Below are 18847 nucleotides of genomic sequence, written 5' to 3'. Positions count from 1 at the left end.
TGTATTAAAGCACAGTTTCTAGTCCAGACGGCCAAAAAATCCATCGTTCCAAGTAATTAATATTAGGGGATAGGTGAATGTAAAAAAATAAAAAAGGGCCACCTGCACTTGAGGCTTGCAGATGGCCTTTCCTATTTGTAATAATATATAGAACAAGCTAACAATTTAAACCGTTGATGGTATAAAACTTTCTCAGAACACCTTCTTCCGGTCTCTTTCCCCCTTCAAAATTTCCACTGATTCACGAAAACGCAGCGAATGAATCACTTCACGTTCACGCAAAAACTTCAGACTATCCTGCAAATCCACATCGTCTGTCAGATCAATCAGCCACTGATATGTAGCTCGAGCCTTTTCCTCTGCCGCTATGTCCTCATATAGATCGGCAATCGGGTCGCCTTTGGCTTGAATATAGGCCGCTGTAAAAGGAACCCCGCCTGCGTTTTGATAATATAGCGCATGATCGTGCGCCGCGTAATATTCCCCTAGCCCAGCTGCCTTCATTTGCTCCACACTCGCGTCCTTGGTCAGCTTATAAATCATAGTCGCAATCATTTCAAGGTGCGCAAATTCCTCCGTGCCTATGTCGTTCAGTACGCCAATTACCTTATCGGGAATCGTATAGCGCTGATTCAGATAGCGCAATGCCGCTGCCAGTTCGCCATCCGCTCCACCATACTGCTCCATAAGCAGTTTGGCCATATGAGGATCACATTTGCTGACACGTACGGGATATTGCAGTTTTTTCTCATATACCCACATTCATGTTCCTCCTTTATAAAAGGTTATACCTACCTAGACCTGCCACGGCCAAGGGGATTGACTCCACTCCCAAGGATACTTGGAATAGGCACGGCCAAAATTTTGTAAAGGCCCATATAGCATCTGATACTCGTTAGCAATCGCCGTTCTTTCCTGCGTCAGCTTATTGAACTGTTCGATAGCCTGTAAATCATCTGGGTGCGTATCCAGATACAAATTCAGCTCCACCAACACAAAATCCACCGCTTGGAGCTTCTCCAGCAACGCATAAAACTGGGCATCAACTGGCTTGGTTTGGGGCGTGCAACCTTGGGCCGGGTTTCCGGCTTGACTATAGCCCTGAGTTTGGTTCTGATACTGGTTCTGGTATGGATACGGATTTGAATAAGGGCTTTGATATGGATTCGGCTGTTGCTGTCCGCTCTCATGCTGATTTTGCTGCTGGAACTGGAATGGGGACTTACCCTGATTTGGATTCTCCATTCTATTCGCCTCCCCCCTGGTTTCTCCTAGGCTCATAAGGGCTGTAAAGCAAAGGCCATAGCGTTCCCTTCGTCAGCGCCTCATCTGGACTGAATTGTGGTAGACCAGGGGGCTGAAATTGTATAAACAAGTTTGGCGGAAGCACATAAGTCTTACACAGAACGGGCGGACACGGATCGAACGGGCCGACAAACGGGACATACTCACCTTGCTGTGGAAATTTCACGGGCCGGGACCTCCTTTGATTGATCCATCTGTTTTACTATTCAACATATGCCGCATCGCCCAAGTCTCGAACAAAAAATCACAGATAAAAATAATTGTTCAAGAAAATAACCATAGAACTATTTCTAATCAAAAAAGAGCCTTTAAAACCACGGTATGTGGATCTAAAAGCTCTTTCTTCAGCACTCTATAATAACTTACATACCTGAACTGATCTTACCTATATCTGTGGATTAGGAATCAATCGGTAGAAAGCTCATCTTCAATCACAGGCTCAGGCTTGCGGTGAATCTTCACTCTCATTATGCGAAGCCTTGTTGCTTCCTCCACCTCAAAGGTAAGGTTATAAAACTCAATTTTCTTCCCTTTCACCGGAATGCCCTCCAATTCCTTGAACAGCCATCCCCCGATGGAATCCACCTCGTCGTCTTCAATGTTCACTCCAGTCAAATCATTGACATCCTCAATGAGCATACGACCGTCCACAGAGATGAAGTTCTCCTTCATTTCAACACTCGGGCGTTCATCCTCAAATTCATCATAGAGATCCCCGACGATTTCCTCCAAAATTTCCTCCGCTGTCAGCAGCCCGGCCGTTCCGCCGTACTCATCTACCACGAGAGTCATTTGGGAATGTTTTTTCTGCATAAGGCGTAGCACGTGACTCACTTCCATGGACTCAGGCACATTCAAAATAGGACGTACCACCGAAGCCAGATCCAGTTGCTCTCCCTGCTCAGCTAGCAGAAGATCCGTAATATGGACAAAACCGATAATCTGGTCTTTATCCTCAACCGCTACCGGGTAACGGGAATGCTTGGTCTCGCTGATGATCTTGAGATTTTCCTTAAACGACAAATTCGTGTACAAACAATCCATATCTGTACGCGGCAGCATGATTTCTCGGGCAAGCAAGTCGGAAAAATCAAAAATATTATCCATCAGCTTAATTTCGTCCTTATCAATCACACCGCTTTTGGCGCTCTGATTCATCAATATACGAATCTCTTCCTCCGAATGAGCCGCCTCGGCTTCACTCGCCGGCTGAATGCCGAATGCACGCAACAGTAAGTTTGCCGCAGCATTCAATACCCAGATCACAGGCAGAAAGACCTTATAAAAAAGCAGCAATGGCGCCGATAAAAACAACGCCACACCTTCGGTCTTCTGAATCGCTAAGGACTTTGGCGCCAGTTCCCCTAATACGATATGCAAAAAGGTAATTACACAAAATCCGACGATAACAGATACCGTTGTAATCAGTGTACCGTCAGTTACACCGAGTTTGTGCATGAGTGGCTCTATCAGGTAGCCGGATATTGCTGGCTCTCCAATCCAACCCAAGCCCAATGAAGCCAGCGTAATGCCCAATTGGGTGGCGGACAGATAAGCATCCAACTTTTGGTTCACCTTCAGCGCATAGCCTGCCAGGCGATGACCCTCGCTTTGGAGCTGCGTCAATCGGGATTGGCGCATTTTGACCAGCGAAAATTCTGCGGCCACAAATACACCATTTAGAAAGACAAGCAGCAGTACCAAGAGGAGATTCACAGCTAGCAATCCCCAATGAAACTCGGTATGACCATCCAATACGAACTCCCCATTTCTATAGTTGTAATGCTTTTCTTGATTTAAAGTCTATTCCTTTGTAATACATATCCGCCACGAGCAGATTTGGTCCACAACAGGCAGCGGCATCACAATGACAGTTTACAGTCTGATTCAGCGGATGCTCATTCAGCCATTCACCAAAAATATCGTCCAGACTATCTTCCTGAATATTTCCGAAAGCCGGTATGTCTGCAAAATCTGTCACATACACGCTACCCGTGAACATATTCACATTCACACGGTTTCTTCCGTCCGGATCATTACGCACCGTAATATTCGGTTCCTGACGCAAGCGTCGAAGCAGTTTGCGGTCTTCTTCCCGATCCGAACAAGCAAAGAACGGTAATGTGCCAAACAACATCCACATGTCCTGATTACGTACATCCAGCAGCTTATGGATAGAGTTCCGCATGTCGTCGAGTGAAAGCACAGGCAAAGCAGAGGCAAAATTCGACGCGTACATTGGATGAACCTCATGCCGTCGGCATCCCATTTCGTTGATTAATTGATGAATGCCCTCCAGCTTCGTGTGTGTCCGATAGTTAATCATGGATTCAGCTGAAATGAACATCCCCATTTCACTCAATCTGCGGGCATTTTCCATCATTTTTTCATACAGGCGAACAGCACCCGCACGTGGAGTCGGTCGGCCGGTATTTGCAAAACCCACTTCATAAAAATCGTCCGCATTCAAATAGTTAAATGAAATATGCATCACATCCAGATAAGGAAGCATCTTCTCATATCTGCGAATATCTAACGTCAGATTGGAGTTGATTTGCGAGCGAATACCGCGCTCCTTGGCATATTTCAACAGTGGAACGATCACTTCATCCACTGTTTTATCGAGTAAGGCAGGTTCCCCGCCTGTAATACTGATCGTCTCCAGATGCTCGACTTCATCCAAGCGCTTCAGCATTAGGTCTAGCGGAAGGAAAGGGGCCTCCTTCATAACCAGCATATCGCCAACAGCGCAATGCTCACAGCGCATATTACATAGATGCGTTACGGTCATCTCCACACTCGTAAGCAAATGACGACCATGTGTACGCAGTGAGACAATCGGGTCCCACGGATCATAGGTTGGCGATATTTGGGGTAGCGTGTTATTTTGTAGAACTGTCATTATGTTTTCACCTTATTTCTGTTATTAACCTCAAAAGACGTATAATTATCATATCATGATGTGTAAAGTGTCTGCATACTTTCTTCCACATCATCTGCTAATCTACGTGTACTCCTCCGAAAGGGGCGACAGTAGCACCCAATGTGTTTGTAATCATAACCGAGAGGGATACGGACAAATCCACATCATAAGGTGCCTTCACTTCCTGCCCATCCCGGTCCCTTACAATGCGAATGACGGGTCTTTGCGGGATTTTGGGATGTATACGCACTACGACCCCCTCTTCCCCCGTGTTGAGCATCACAGAGAGTCCCAGGGGGTAAATAGCTACACAGTCACGAAAGGCTTCCAGCATTCGCTGCTCATATAACGTTCCTGCCCCCGCGTACAGCACTTCCATCGCTTCATAGGGCAACAAAGCCTGTTTGTATATCCGACTTGCTGTCATTGCGTCGTACGAGTCGGCCAGACCGATCCATTTCGCATATTCGTGGATCTGGTCCTTTTTCCAACCGTGTGGGTATCCACTGCCGTCGATACGCTCATGGTGCTGTAATGCACAATGAGCCGACAATAAGGGAATACCAGGTTCGTCTTTGAGCAGCTTGTAGCCGATCACCGTGTGTGTTTTCATATGCTCATATTCCTCATCCGTCAATTTACCTGGCTTATAGAGTACTTGAGGTGAAATTTTCATTTTACCGATATCGTGCAGTAGTGAACCTATCCCCAGCTCCATGAGCTGGTTATTATCGTAGCCATTGGAAATTCCAAGTACTAGTGAATACAAACATACGTTCAAAGAATGATGATACAAATCCTGATCCGCGGCCCCGATATCCATCAACATAATGACGGCGTCCTGACGGCCTCCAATATCGTCCAGAATGGATTCCATCACCTTATAAAATGACTTGCCAAAATATTTGTGCTTATGATCTACGGAGTAGGATGACAACCCTTGAAACTGCTTTTTGATTTCCTGTAGCGCCGCGGCCCTTGTCTGTTCATGGATCATCTCAGGAATGACGATATCTTCAGTCACAGCATCCTCAATGTATACATATCCAATACCGACTTGGCCTAGACGTTCAATCAATCGCGAAGTAAGCTCAACACCTTCCGAGAGCAGCACCATTCCGTTTTCATTGTAAATTTTTTTGCCAAGCTTCATGCCGGCTCTCAATAATGTAACAGGTACCAGTCGCAGCTTAATCCTCTCCCGATTGTTTTGATACCTGAAGCCACCTAGCTGCAAAACATTCTTCCATCGCGCCCGGACGCTTCAACTCCATTTCAATCATATCCCGTAAAAATTCTGGAAGCATAAATCGGAGATCTGTTCCGTTCGCAAGCACCTCATAACCTGCTTTGAAAGTGAACATATCCAACGTGCCCACTGTGTATTCCTCATGCTCTTCCAAAGGTTGACCCGCTACACGAATGTCCGTCACTTTTTCATAAGGAGCACGGCCAGGGTCATACTGAATGGCCAAGCCTTCCACACACATCGTGCCAAGCACTTTGCCTCTGAAGCCAAAACCCGTCATGGGCTTGTCTGTAAATTCAGGCAGCAAGGACTGCTCCAGCGCCAACCGAATATCTCTTCCCCGCAACTTCATAACACAGGCATTAATCGGCGAAGGGCATAAGGAATGTAGTATTCCTTTGCTGATATCCCCTTGAGGTAATGGGCCGAGCAGTTGTCCCGCATTGACGAGGGCAATTTCTGTTCCTGTAAAATGGGACACCGCTTGTGCCAGCATATTCCCGAAAGGGGATTCCTGATCATATGCGATCTCCAGTTTCCGATCCGTCACCGCAACGGTGTTCTCCATGGCGCGCTCTGCTTGTCTGCGATGCATCACAATGGCCGATGCCACTTTTTCGTCCAGTAGTGTCTGATCCACAGGAACTACGCCGCCTGACGTGACTCGAAACGGTTCGAGGCTATCGTTACGACTTAGTGTCACTTCACCCAGCAGCGTTCCGAACTTACCCGCCCCACATAAAGCTGTTTTTCCGATCCAAAGCGGTTCTTCCAGCACATGATGGGTGTGACCTCCAAGGATAACGTCAATTTCAGGAAACTGCGACGCTAATTTTTTATCGGAAGGTAGACCCAGGTGCGACATCACAACCAAAACATCAACCTGCTCTCTCAGTGCCGCGATCTGCTTCCCCAGCACATCAAACGGATTGAGCACATCCCAACCCAGCAATTGATAAAATTCTACAAAAGGAGCCGTCACACCAAGTAAACCGACCTTGATTCCTGCTTTGTCTACGATAAGGGATTCCTTCATCCATGAAGGGCTCATCCCCGTGGCACGCTCTGTCAGATTGCCGCATACGACCGGACAATGAATCCCCGCATATGCCTGTTCAATCATATCCGAGGTAAAAGTCAGTCCCTCATTGTTACCGATTGTAATTGCATCGTATCCTGTTAGATTAATCACATCCACATTTGCCCCACCGAGCGTTCCTTCCGTTTCGGGGGCCATCCGGTCCATGTGGTCTCCTATGTCGAGCACAAGCAGCGCATCCCGTGATGCGGCTCTTCGTTCATCGATCATCGCGGCTATCGAAGGCATACTGCCAAAATGACTATGGATATCATTGGTATGCAAAATGGTCAACGTTTGCCGAGTCGTCATCTCCATAACCGCCCTCCTCTATACTTTATATATATCGACTTTGGAGCTTCTAATGTTTAAGCATATCATGATATTTAGCAATATGGTACATGTGAGTGGACATAGTCCTTAAGCTTCGCTGTAGTCTCTGGGCAATCTCATATCATAAACATAGTGAAAAGTATTGACGTTATCTACTGTAGGTATCAGATAGGAAACGGGTTCCTGAGACCTATTTTACAGCTTGGAATAATAGTAAATTAGTCGTTGTCATCCCATTTAATTCTTGATATATTAAGTTTGTTTCGTATTTTCGACAAATTTACGACAATAAGGAGGTTAGCGCATGAGAGTACACGTTACCGATGCCAAGCCGGGAGATCGCCTCAAATCCGATACATACAATGGGCACGGTGTACCTGTCATGATTCAGGGCACCGAGCTACAGCATGACGATATTTCCAAACTCATTATGCACGGTGTCGATTATATCGACATTGATGCCGGTTCAGCGAGCATTCCGGTTGACTTTGCCCCCGATGTCCCAGCTTCCCCCGAGTCCCTCAAACGTGCCGTTCCTCTCATGGAGCAGACGATCAGTGGCTTTGAAAGCATGTTTCTCGAAGCCTCCTCAACTGGAAAATTTGATGAATATCGAGTGGATGAGCTGTTCGGCCCTCTCGTTTCAGAGCTGGCTCGTCAAAAAGATGTCGTATCTCTGCTATTAATTATGGAACGGGGAGATCACTATACCTATAATCATTCTCTCCAAGTAGGCGTACTGTCATATTACATTGCCACATGGCTTGGATATACGGAAGAAGAAGCATATGCCGCCGGTAAAGCTGGATATTTACATGATATAGGCAAGTCCATGATACCGGATGAAATTTTGAACAAACCGGATAAACTGACACCCGAAGAATTCCATGAGATGAAAAAACATTCGCTATATGGCTATGATATTATTCGCAATTCAACCAGCGATGAGATTTCTGCAATTGTCGCCTTGCAGCATCACGAGCGTGAAGATGGAAGTGGATATCCCCATGGACTGTTCAAGGAAGATATTCATCCTTTTGCCAGCATAACAGCTATTGCCGACGTGTATAGCGCGATGATTTCCAATCGTGTGTACCAGACGAAGCAGGAGTTGCTCACCGTATTACGTGAGCTGCACAGCATGAGTTTTGGACATCTAAACCCAGAAGCTACCCAAGTGTTCATCAGACACATGCTTCCTAATTTCATTAATAAGCAGGTTCTGCTGACTACAGGTCAGACAGGAACGATTATTCTCAACAATCCTGCTGATTACTTCAGACCCTTAGTGAGAATTAACGATGATGAATATGTAGATTTGTCTAGAGAACGCCATGTATCCATTGATGAAATTTATTTGGAATCCTGATCCGCTACTACTGCCTCCCGGCGTTACTTCGGTAGAACGAAATGTTTTGCCGAAGCACAGGCTACGCGAATAAAAAGAGACTGTCCTTGATTCGTAGGTTCTTTACGAAGGACAGCCTCTTTTTATGTTACGGACATTAACCTAGTTACTATCCTTACTTATTTGTTTAAACCTAAGTGTTAAGATCATGCAGACCTGAGCTATGTTCATTAGGCAATTCAGGCATATACGGAAGAGGAAAACCTTCTGGAGGATCCATTACACTCAAATCCCCACCGTTTCTGCTTGGAGTTTGCCCATTGAATATTTCTCCAATACGGGTAGAATCCAATCGAAAATTAAACTGTGCATTGTGAAAGCCCAATTCAACATACTTCCGGCATTCTGGATACTTGTTAATACGTAGTTTGGAACCGGGAACAATTTTCCCCAATCAACTCCAAGTGTCTCTAAAGCTTTAGCAAACGCATTTTGATGAGCATTATCCCGCACAATCAAAAAAGCCAACGTTTCCCGGAATGTTTTGTTCGAGCTCATTTCGTAAATTCGGGATTTTTGCAGAACCACTGTAGATGCGAGTACGAGATTATCAAGCAAATCACTAATTAGATTGCCGTGGGAATAAACATAACTACCTAGCTAAGGATTTCCACTTGCATCAACAGGTAAGGAACTTTGAGCTCCCATAATAAAATGATGAGGATTTGCGTGTTTTATCGCCTCATCTAAAGGAGCATGATCAATTCCAGCATCGCCGGCTCGGTCTGCGCCTGAGCCAGTCAGAAGTTGATTTATAGTATGTTGGACCAGTTCAACATGACTAAGCTCCTCTAGAAAAACTCCCCGTATCAAATCCCTATACTGCACAGCATTACCACGAAATTTATTACTTTGAAAGAAAAACTGCATCATGGTACGCATTTCTCCGAATCGACCACCTAATACTTCTTGAATCACTTTAGCAGCAGCAGGGTCGGGCTTATCAAACATATGCTTCCCTCTTTAATAATTTTTATACAAACCAAACAAACAGATAGTTAAATGTAAAGACTCCCATCAGATTGTTGTTATGCTGATCCTCGTTTTATTACATCTTGAAAAGGTTAAATACAGTTAGAATTCACTAAGCTGCTTTAACTATAGGAGGAGTAGTTATGTTTAGACATCAAAAAGAGTTGCAGTTTGAAGTGAAAGTTGAGCGTCCTGATGCTCTTTTTGCCCGGCAGGTACAAGAAGTTTTGGGGGGGCAATTTGGAGAAATGACCGTGATGATGCAATATTTGTTTCAAGGGTTTAACTGTCGCGGTGAGGAAAAATATAAAGATATGCTAATGGACATTGGAACTGAAGAAGTAGGGCATGTAGAGATGCTGTGTGCTTTAATTAGTCAACTACTTGATGGAGCTAAACCAGAAGATCAAGAACAAGCTGCAAAAGACCCTGTTACAGCTGCCATTATGGGGGGAATTAACCCGCAGCACTTGCTGGTCAGCGGTCTTGGCGGATTACCTAGTAATTCAAATGGAGTTCCATGGAACGGCTCTTATATCGTCGCAAGTGGCAACCTTTTAGCGGATATGCGGTCCAATTTGCACGCAGAGAGTCAGGGTCGATTGCAGGTAGCAAGGCTATATCATATGACACAAGATGAAAGCGTCAGAGCTACACTACGGAAAATGCTAGCACGTGACCGCTATCACCAGTATCAATGGATGGCGGCAATCCAAGAATTGGAAGAAAAAAACGGTGTTGTGGTCCCGGCTTCTTTTCCTCCTGAAGCAGAGCAAGAGTCTCAGCCTGAAGCTTATGAGTTTTGGAATTTGTCTGAAGGCGAAGAATCTAGTGAAGGTTTGTGGGCAACAGGAAGTGCGCCGGATGGAAGCGGGAGCTATGTATACATCTCTAAGCCTGTTGCTAAAGGACAAATCTATAGTGCCAAAATACCAGCAACCGAATTACATCATGACTTAGACCATAAAACTTCAGATAAATAAACAAGTAACAGACGAGCTGTCCCAATATTAAAGATTGCTAATTGGTGACACTGACCATAAAAATGAAACAAAAAATATATACTTAAAATTCGAATAAGGCGGCTTATCATAAGGCATAAAATCATAGCCGGTCATTAATCAAGAAGTACAGAATCAATGTAAGACTAAAAAGCCCTGCCGACCATTTATGGTTAGCAGAGCTTTTTGATTTATTTCGAGTAATTTACACATCACCGAAAAATCGAAGACGATGCTCTCATTCTTTATGAGCAGCTGTCTATAACAATCATTTGTGTTACCTCAGCTTCGGTCAAACCACCGTTCATTAAATAAGAGGTGCCTGAATTAATGTTGCAAAATTAAACTGGTGTACATGACCATCATTTAATGTAGTTTGGCCCGTAACAAAATGTACGTGTTTTCCATTTCCGACTGGAATAGCTGGTCCTGTTCTAATTTTTTTCAGATTATGAAAGTGGTTCACGAAATCAGTTTTTGTAAGATCGATTTCATGGACATGACTTCTTCCAACTCGAATCGCTTGCCCAGTAACACCTGCAAAGCGGTGGTTATGTCGGTCTGCGCCTTCTTCAGCCAGTTTGGTACTACCTTCAAATTCATGTACATGCCTCTGTGTCTGTTTAGAAGAGAGGGTTTTCTTCTCCACTCCAGTTTTATTCTTCTGCATCTGTTGGTATGCCTCCTTATGTTTATGTCACTCATAACATCCTATTAAGCAAACATACATAAGTGCTAGGCAACTATCCGCAGTCCTGAGCATAATTTTTTTATGTAGTAGAAAGAAGGCTTATGGACTTAGGCATCACAGAAAAAATAAAAGAAGACGAACTTAAAAAGTTCGCCTTCTATACTAGAGAAAATCCGAGTCAGCATAAATCGGCACGACTCCGATCTAACAGCTTTAATTACCTCAAGTACCTTGTCACGCCAAGGATTACTGCGTTTTAACCGATGGAACCTTCCATTTCAAACTTGATCAAACGATTCATCTCTACCGCATATTCCATCGGCAGTTCTTTGGTGAACGGCTCAATAAAGCCCATAACGATCATTTGCGTTGCCTCTGCTTCAGTCAAACCACGGCTCATCAGATAGAACAGCTGATCTTCCGATACCTTGGAAACTGTTGCTTCGTGCTCAAGCGTGATGTCGTCATTCATAATTTCATTATAAGGAATAGTATCTGAAGTTGATTGATTATCCAAAATCAACGTATCACACTTGATATTTGATTTTGCACCTTGAGCCTGACGACCGAATGAAGCTAATCCGCGATACGTTACTTTACCGCCGTGCTTACTGATCGACTTGGATACAATTGTGGAGGTGGTGTCTGGTGCCAAGTGAATCATTTTCGCACCTGCATCCTGATGCTGGCCTTTGCCTGCAACAGCGATGGACAAGACCATACCTTTCGCTCCACGGCCTTTCAATACAACGGCTGGATACTTCATCGTCAACTTGGAACCGATGTTACCATCGACCCATTCCATCGTTGCATTCTCTTCAGCAACCGCACGTTTGGTTACCAGGTTATAGATGTTTGGTGCCCAGTTCTGGATCGTTGTATAACGAACACGTGCGTTCTTCTTACAAATAATTTCCACCACCGCACTATGCAGCGAGTTCGTGCTGTAAATTGGAGCCGTACAGCCTTCTACATAATGAACAAAGCTGTCTTCGTCAGCAATAATGAGCGTACGCTCGAATTGACCCATGTTTTCCGAGTTGATACGGAAGTAAGCCTGCAATGGAACTTCACATTTCACACCTTTTGGTACATAGATGAAGCTTCCGCCTGACCATACCGCACTATTCAGTGCTGCAAACTTATTGTCCGCAGGAGGTACAACTGTTGCAAAATACTCTTTCAGAATCTCAGGATGCTCACGCAACGCCGTATCGGTATCCATGAAAATAACGCCCTGATCTTCCAGTTCCTTTTGCATACTGTGGTAGACAACTTCCGATTCATACTGTGCGGATACACCAGCCAAAAACTTTTGCTCCGCCTCAGGAATACCCAATTTATCAAAGGTTTCTTTAATTTCCGTCGGAACTTCTTCCCATGTCTTCCCTTGTTTCTCGGAAGGTCTTACATAGTACTGGATATCGTTGAAATCCAGTTCATCCATATCTCCGCCCCAGTTTGGCATTGGCATTTTTTCAAACTGTTTCAGTGCTTTCAGACGGAACTCCAGCATCCATTCTGGCTCATCCTTAATTTTGGAGATTTCCTTTACAATTTCCGGAGTGAGACCCTTACCTGTTTGGAAAATGGACTTGTGCTCGTCACGAAAGCCATATTTATACTCTTCCATTTCCGGTGCTTTCTTGGCCATGTTTCTCAAACCTCCTCTGTTCTATTTAAATTATTTATCTTCATCAATCCCTTTGCGCAGCGCGTTCCAAGCCAGTGTTGCACATTTGATGCGGGCCGGGAACTTATTAACGCCTGACAAAGCTTCCAATTCTTCATAATCATCGAATTCGACGGCTTCTCCCTTCATTAAAGAAGAGAAGCGGCTCGCCATATCCAGTGCCTGATCAATCGTTTTTCCTTTGACCGCTTCTGTCATCATCGAAGCTGAGGACATACTAATCGAGCAGCCTTCGCCAGTAAAACGGGCATCTTCGACCACGCCGTCTTTCGTTTTGAGTTGAAGAGAAATCCGGTCACCACACGTAGGATTATTCAAATCCACCGTAACGGCATCTTCCTCAAAACGTCCACGATTGCGCGGATTTTTATAATGATCCATAATCACGCGTCGGTACAAGTCATCAAGTTGCATCGCCAAAATACTCCTTTGTTTGGATTAAGGCGCTGACCAAAGCGTCGACTTCCTCTTCCGTGTTATAGAGGTAAAAGCTGGCACGTGCAGTCGCACTGGCTTTCAACCAGCGCATCAATGGCTGGCAGCAATGATGGCCTGCACGTACAGCCACCCCTTTGCTATCCAGTACAGTAGCTACATCATGCGGATGCACATCATCCAGGTTGAATGTTACGAGCCCGACATGACGTTCAGCCGGTCCGTATATCGTCAACCCCTCCACTTCACGGAGACGTTTGAGAGCATAGTCTACCAGACGGCTTTCATGCTGCGCAATGGCATCCAGTCCGATGCTTTCCAGAAAATCAATGGCAGCTCCCAAGCCAACCGCTCCGGCAATAATCGGGGTTCCACCTTCGAATTTCCAAGGCAGCTCCTTCCATGTGGATTCATACAATCCCACATCGTCGATCATTTCACCGCCGAACTCAATCGGCTCCATGTTTTCCAACAGCGCCTTCTTGCCGTACAGTGCTCCGATCCCAGTAGGAGCACACATTTTGTGACCCGAAAAGGCATAAAAGTCAGCGTCGATGTCTTGCACGTCTACTTTCATATGTGGTGTGCTTTGTGCACCGTCTATAACGATGACTGCGCCTTTGCGATGCGCAATAGCTGCAATCTCTTTGACAGGGTTCACAACACCAAGCACATTGGAGACATGCGCAATCGCTACAATTTTAGTGTTCTCTGTAATGGTATTTTCCACATCAGCAAGATCAACGCTACCATCCTCTTGAAGTGGAATATATTTCAAAGTCGCGCCTGTGGCTTTGGCTACCTGTTGCCACGGAATCAGGTTACTGTGATGCTCCATTTGTGTGATGACAATTTCATCACCTGCCTGGCAATTAGCCCTGCCATAGGAAGAAGCGACCAGATTCAGCGCCGTTGTTGTTCCTCTTGTAAAAATAATTTCCTGACTGCGCTTTGCATTCAGAAAGCGGGCTACCTTCTCCCGCGCACCTTCATAAGCATCCGTTGCGCGGCTACCCAAGGTATGCACACCACGGTGAACATTTGAATTATCATATTCGTAGTAGTGCTTGATCGCCTCGATGACCGCCAGCGGTTTTTGCGAAGTGGCCGCATTATCCAAATAAACCAGCGGATGACCGTTAATCTCCTGATGTAAAATCGGGAACTGTTCACGGATCAATGCAGTATTCATTGGCCTAACTTCCTTTCAACAAGGCTTTGCAGCTGATGTTGAAGTCCTTCAAGCGGAATTTCAGATACGACAGGTGCCAAGAAGCCATAAATAATCAGACGTTCAGCTTCTGCACGGCTAATCCCGCGGGACATCAAGTAATACACTTGTTCACGGTTTACCTGACCAACCGATGCTGCGTGACCTGCCGTTACATCATCTTCATCAATCAGCAGGATCGGGTTAGCGTCACCACGCGCTTTCGGGCTGAGCATCAGAACACGTTCTGTTTGCTGACCGTCTGCTTTGGTAGCACCTTTTTCAATTTTTGTAATTCCGTTAATGATGGAAGAGGCTTCTTCACGCATTACTGCGCGCGTAATCATCTGACTGGCGGAATTTTTACCAAAATGCTGTGCTTGTGTCGTATAGTTCAGCTTTTGTGAGCCAGAACCTACAGCAATGATCTTGGCATCCGAATTGGAGCCATTGCCTTTGAGCACGGACATGGTATTGCTTGCTGTATTACCGTTGTTCATTTCGCCCACAATCCATTCGATAGCTGCGTCATTTCCCAACGTGGCACGACGAATCGAAATATCCGTTACTTGCTCCCCAAACTGATGAACTGTCGCATAACGTACTTTAGCTCCTGCATTTGCAACAACTTCTACCGCACCGTTATGAAGAACAGGTGCCGCCAAATCCGCAGATACATAGTTGTCTACGTAAGTCACGGAACTGTGGCTTTCAACAATGAGCAGCACATGCGGTGCAAATGTTGCAGTCGCATCGTCCGTCAGGAATACAGCTTGAAGCGGAACGTTCAACTCTACATTTTTAGGCACATAAGCAAATACTCCACCGTTCCAGAGTGCTGCATGCAATGCAGACAATGAATTTTCTTCAGCCTTAATAACTGTGTTCAGATGAGCTTTAACCAAATCAGCATGCTCTTTAACCGCTGTTTGTAAATCCGTGAAAATGACGCCTTGCGCCGCCAATTCCTCGCTCAGCTTCACATATACCGCGCCGGAGTTGCGCTGAATAATCAGACCGCCCTCCTGTTGCTCTTTGACCAGATCAGCAATGGCTGCAGGAACCTGCCCTATCGATGCAATGACCTCGCTCTGTTTATGTTGACCGTAATCGTTTAATTTCCAACGTTCGATTTTTGTTTTTTCAAATACCGGAAGCTCCAGTTTGCCTGCAAGCTCAAGTGCTTTTTGTCTGTCTTCGGCCAGCCAAGATGGTTCGCCGTTACGTTCGGACAGAACACGCAGTTGCTCGGAATCTACCGGAAGGATTGTTTGTGTAGTCATTAGTTTTCCTCCTCGCTTCCGGCTTACGCCTCTTGTCCTACAGTTTCATCAACGATACCAAGCTCTTCCTTGATCCAGTCGTAACCGTCTGCTTCCAGACGCTCAGCAAGCTCAGGACCACCGGATTTAACGATACGTCCTTGCATCATCACATGTACATAATCTGGTTTAACGTAGTTTAACAGACGTTGATAGTGAGTAATGATAAGGAAGCCACGCTCCTCGGAACGCATAGCGTTGACACCGCTAGCCACGATTCTCAAAGCATCGATATCCAGACCGGAGTCGATTTCATCAAGAATGACAATTTTCGGATCAATCATCATCATTTGCAAAATTTCATTCCGTTTTTTCTCACCACCAGAGAAGCCTTCGTTCAGGTAACGGTGTGCAAACTCAGGATTCATTTCGAGCTCTTTCATTTTGCTTTCCATTTGACGGATAAACTTAATCAGGGAGATTTCTTGTCCTTCTTCACGGCGTGCGTTGATCGCACTACGCAAAAAGTCGGAGTTCGTTACCCCTGCAATTTCACTCGGATACTGCATCGCCAAGAACAATCCTGCACGTGCACGCTCATCCACTTCCATATCCAGCACGTCTTCTCCATCCAAAGTTACTTTGCCATCTGTGACTTCATATTTAGGATGACCCATCAAAGCAGACGCGAGTGTACTTTTACCTGTACCGTTAGGACCCATGATGGCATGGATTTCTCCGCCCTTCATTTCGAGGTTAATACCTTTCAAAATTTCCTTGCCTTCAATGGTCGCCTTGAGACCTTCAATCTTAAAGTTTGTAGCCATATTCGCAATACCCTCCAAAAAATGTAGTGTGGTGTCGAAATCAGAAAGTATATTTAAACAGGGGAGCCCCCTGATTTCAAGTAATATTTAAAAATTTATTTATAATCATTCTAAACTGATTCTCAATGATTCTCAAGTTATTTTATAATAAATATCTTGGAGGGTGCAACCAACAGACACACGTTATCCAACTTTCTTCATAAAATGTTCATCCTACCAGGCACACAAATGGCAAAATATATCCTACGAATGGCCATATTATTATAAATTTGTACTAAAAACATGAGGTGAATGATCTCTTTTTAGCCATAAAAACGCTACTGACAGCATGACGTCAGTAGCGTTTTACATGTAGAGAGTTTATTTCAGAGCGTAACCCCATCACCATGACAGTGGAATTAAATTCACCGAACTAGGCATTGAGTGATGGAGCGAAATTCGGCCAATTAGCCCAAATAAGAGCGAAGCATCCACATATGTTTCTCCAGATCCGCTTTATAACCAATCAGCAAATCTGCAGTTGGCTGGTCGGAATTACTTTCCGCCAGTTCGATACCTTCCTGAAACTCCTCGCATACAGTTGCAAAATCCTCGATCAAGGTTTGTACCATCTTGGGAGCATCTTCGTTGCCGTTTGCTTCCTGAATCGACGACAGCTCCAGGTATTCCTTCAACGTTGCGGAAGGAGAACCTTTCAACGCGAGCAAACGCTCGGCGATCTCATCCATTTTCAATGTCACTTCATTGTATAACTCTTCAAATTTAACATGGAGTGTGTAAAAACTGGAGCCTTTCACATACCAGTGATAGTTATGAATTTTTACATATAACACATTGAGGTTAGCAACTTGACGGTTTAAAAGTTCCTCCACCGATTTGGTTTGCGTATTTTTCGAGTTACTTGTTGTTTTAGCCATCATAAATCCCTTCCTTTTTCATCAAATTGATTTTCAGGAACGTTTACGTATCCATCACCGTCATTGCTGACGGTAAGACGCCAGCGGGCATCCTAATATCACCTGCCGGACGTCTGTTTCATATTTACCCTTACTATACGGAGTCGAAACAAAAAGAAGAGTACTCCTTTCATCCTCTTTCAATCCCCATAAAAAAAATGTACAAAACTTCAATGTTTTTCGTTATACTTTCTCTATCCTATCAAAATACTTGGTTTAATATTGTGATATTTTTCAAACTATTTACATGCGCACATTTTATGGAGGTGACTTCGTTGTCCCAATATCATCCTTTAACGACTGAAGAAGCAATCGAATTCGTGAAGAACATCCCCGGATTTTTTAGTCAGGAAGCCCGTCTGGAATGCCGAGAAATCGGTGATGGTAACTTAAATCTGGTTTTTCATATTACAGATTCTGAATCTAACAAGAGTATCATTGCCAAGCAGGCACTTCCCTATGTAAAAATTGTGGGTGAATCCTGGCCGCTTTCACTGGATCGTGCCCGTATTGAACGTGAGGCACTTCAGCAGGAACACCACATTTGCCCCGAATTGGTTCCTGCGGTACTGGCGTATGACGATGAGCTTGCGTTGACCGTGATGGAGGATCTTAGATCACACACCATCATGCGCAAGGGACTAATAGAAGGAAACACCTATCCATATTTCGCTAATCATATTGGGGAGTTTCTGGCACGCACGCTCTTCTTCACCTCAGATTTGGGCATGAATCAGCAGGATAAAAAAGATTTGGTTAAACGCTTTATCAACCCAGATCTCTGCAAAATAACTGAAGATCTGATTCTGGATGAACCGTATCGGTTCTCAGATAATAACAACTATGGTGCCTACATCGAAGACGAAGCAGAGGCACTACGTACAGATCAAGTGCTTCACTTGGAAGTGGCTTTGCTGCGAGAAAAGTTTTTGACACGAACCGAAGCGCTTCTGCACGGTGACCTTCATACTGGCAGCATTTTCGTAACGACCGAATCGACTAAAGTCATTGACCCTGAATTTGCCTACTACGGCCCTATGGGCTTTGATATCGGAGCGGTGATCGCCAATCTGCTGTTGAACTACGCAGCACAACCCGGATGGACCTCTGGCGAGAAAGCTCTAAAGAAAAGACGTGACTGGGTTCTGGAGACCGCCATTCAGGTATGGGAGCAGTTTGAGCTTAGGTTCCGTAAACTGTGGGACGAGCATGTCACCGACCATATGGCACGTACAGCTGGATATCAGGACTTGTATCTCCAGAAAGTACTGCAAGATACGATTGGTTTTGCAGGGTGCAAAGTGATTCGCCGTATCATCAGCCTGTCGCATGTGGCAGATATCGACACCATTGCCGATCCTGCTATCAAGGAAGCTGCGGAACGTCTGGCGTTATCTATCGGTAAATCCTTGGTTCTTCGCAATCGCAAGCTTCATTCGATTCGGGAACTGGGAGACATTGTTCGGACAGCAACAGCTGCCCAAACTAAAGGAGCTTAATGAAT

Annotated in this window: 17 protein-coding genes and 1 pseudogene; 3 read left to right on the top strand and 15 right to left on the bottom strand. The window is 45.0% G+C overall.

The window, feature by feature from the left end; translation table 11 throughout:
• Positions 1 to 192: 192 nt before the first annotated feature.
• The 7 genes from MHI21_RS08565 to MHI21_RS08535 all read right to left on the bottom strand — a co-directional run bounded on the left by MHI21_RS08565 (position 193) and on the right by MHI21_RS08535 (position 6873).
• Complete coding sequence (locus MHI21_RS08565) at positions 193 to 762, bottom strand: manganese catalase family protein (protein ID WP_061831696.1); 570 nt, start codon at positions 760 to 762, stop codon at positions 193 to 195.
• 33 nt (positions 763 to 795) lie between these two features.
• Positions 796 to 1245, bottom strand: coding sequence for a spore coat protein CotJB (locus tag MHI21_RS08560; protein ID WP_342419822.1), 450 nt, complete (start codon positions 1243 to 1245; stop codon positions 796 to 798).
• 1 nt (position 1246) lies between these two features.
• Entirely contained in the window at positions 1247 to 1471 is a 225-nt protein-coding gene (locus MHI21_RS08555; protein WP_165176009.1) for a spore coat associated protein CotJA, read from the bottom strand.
• Positions 1472 to 1710: 239 nt separating this feature from the next.
• A complete protein-coding gene (locus MHI21_RS08550) occupies positions 1711 to 3060 on the bottom strand; it encodes a hemolysin family protein (RefSeq protein WP_023987891.1) in 1350 nt (449 codons plus the stop codon).
• A gap of 16 nt (positions 3061 to 3076) precedes the next feature.
• Positions 3077 to 4207 carry a radical SAM/CxCxxxxC motif protein YfkAB gene (gene yfkAB / locus MHI21_RS08545; protein ID WP_023987890.1) on the bottom strand — a complete coding sequence of 377 codons (1131 nt, stop codon included), beginning with the start codon at positions 4205 to 4207 and terminating at the stop codon, positions 3077 to 3079.
• Positions 4208 to 4304: 97 nt separating this feature from the next.
• Entirely contained in the window at positions 4305 to 5465 is a 1161-nt protein-coding gene (locus MHI21_RS08540) for an HD-GYP domain-containing protein (protein WP_165176013.1), read from the bottom strand.
• Entirely contained in the window at positions 5419 to 6873 is a 1455-nt protein-coding gene (locus tag MHI21_RS08535) for a bifunctional UDP-sugar hydrolase/5'-nucleotidase (protein ID WP_342419821.1), read from the bottom strand. The genes MHI21_RS08540 and MHI21_RS08535 overlap by 47 nt, the downstream gene beginning before the upstream one ends.
• 319 nt (positions 6874 to 7192) lie before the next feature.
• Between MHI21_RS08535 and MHI21_RS08530 the strand changes: the two genes are divergently transcribed.
• Positions 7193 to 8257 (top strand): HD-GYP domain-containing protein, encoded by a 1065-nt coding sequence (locus MHI21_RS08530; protein WP_254325998.1) that lies wholly within the window; start codon positions 7193 to 7195, stop codon positions 8255 to 8257.
• A gap of 172 nt (positions 8258 to 8429) precedes the next feature.
• Here the strand turns inward: MHI21_RS08530 and MHI21_RS08525 are convergent.
• Positions 8430 to 9247: pseudogene (locus MHI21_RS08525) on the bottom strand (manganese catalase family protein).
• 164 nt (positions 9248 to 9411) lie between these two features.
• On the opposite strand from MHI21_RS08525, the gene MHI21_RS08520 reads away from it, so the two are divergent.
• Positions 9412 to 10251: a manganese catalase family protein gene (locus MHI21_RS08520; RefSeq protein WP_341161863.1), complete on the top strand. Its 840-nt coding sequence runs from the start codon at positions 9412 to 9414 to the stop codon at positions 10249 to 10251.
• A gap of 325 nt (positions 10252 to 10576) precedes the next feature.
• On the opposite strand, the gene MHI21_RS08515 is transcribed toward MHI21_RS08520, so the two are convergent.
• The 7 genes from MHI21_RS08515 to MHI21_RS08485 form a co-directional block, all read right to left on the bottom strand.
• Positions 10577 to 10939, bottom strand: a complete 363-nt coding sequence (locus tag MHI21_RS08515; protein WP_134903410.1) for a YmaF family protein — start codon at positions 10937 to 10939, stop codon at positions 10577 to 10579.
• A 277-nt stretch (positions 10940 to 11216) separates the two neighbouring features.
• The gene (gene sufB, locus MHI21_RS08510) at positions 11217 to 12614 is read right to left on the bottom strand and encodes a Fe-S cluster assembly protein SufB (protein WP_013309556.1); all 1398 of its coding nucleotides are present in this window, start codon (positions 12612 to 12614) and stop codon (positions 11217 to 11219) included.
• A gap of 30 nt (positions 12615 to 12644) precedes the next feature.
• Positions 12645 to 13067 carry a Fe-S cluster assembly sulfur transfer protein SufU gene (gene sufU / locus MHI21_RS08505; RefSeq protein ID WP_235307950.1) on the bottom strand — a complete coding sequence of 141 codons (423 nt, stop codon included), beginning with the start codon at positions 13065 to 13067 and terminating at the stop codon, positions 12645 to 12647.
• A complete protein-coding gene (locus MHI21_RS08500; RefSeq protein ID WP_322157978.1) occupies positions 13057 to 14280 on the bottom strand; it encodes a cysteine desulfurase in 1224 nt (407 codons plus the stop codon). Before MHI21_RS08500 ends, sufU begins: the two co-directional genes overlap by 11 nt.
• On the bottom strand, positions 14277 to 15581 hold the full coding sequence (sufD, locus tag MHI21_RS08495) for a Fe-S cluster assembly protein SufD (protein WP_165176025.1): 1305 nt from the start codon (positions 15579 to 15581) through the stop codon (positions 14277 to 14279). The genes MHI21_RS08500 and sufD overlap by 4 nt, the downstream gene beginning before the upstream one ends.
• 23 nt (positions 15582 to 15604) lie before the next feature.
• Entirely contained in the window at positions 15605 to 16387 is a 783-nt protein-coding gene (gene sufC, locus MHI21_RS08490; RefSeq protein ID WP_013309552.1) for a Fe-S cluster assembly ATPase SufC, read from the bottom strand.
• 446 nt (positions 16388 to 16833) lie between these two features.
• Positions 16834 to 17304, bottom strand: a complete 471-nt coding sequence (locus tag MHI21_RS08485; protein WP_069291579.1) for a Dps family protein — start codon at positions 17302 to 17304, stop codon at positions 16834 to 16836.
• Positions 17305 to 17618: 314 nt separating this feature from the next.
• On the opposite strand from MHI21_RS08485, the gene mtnK reads away from it, so the two are divergent.
• A complete protein-coding gene (mtnK, locus tag MHI21_RS08480; protein WP_342419820.1) occupies positions 17619 to 18842 on the top strand; it encodes an S-methyl-5-thioribose kinase in 1224 nt (407 codons plus the stop codon).
• The last annotated feature ends 5 nt before the right edge of the window (positions 18843 to 18847 follow it).

Source organism: Paenibacillus sp. FSL H8-0168 (genome assembly GCF_038592955.1).
Classification (GTDB): Bacteria; Bacillota; Bacilli; order Paenibacillales; family Paenibacillaceae; genus Paenibacillus; species Paenibacillus polymyxa_B.
The sequence above is the reverse complement of the archived record's forward strand: the minus strand, read 5'-3'. Positions and strand labels throughout refer to the sequence as shown.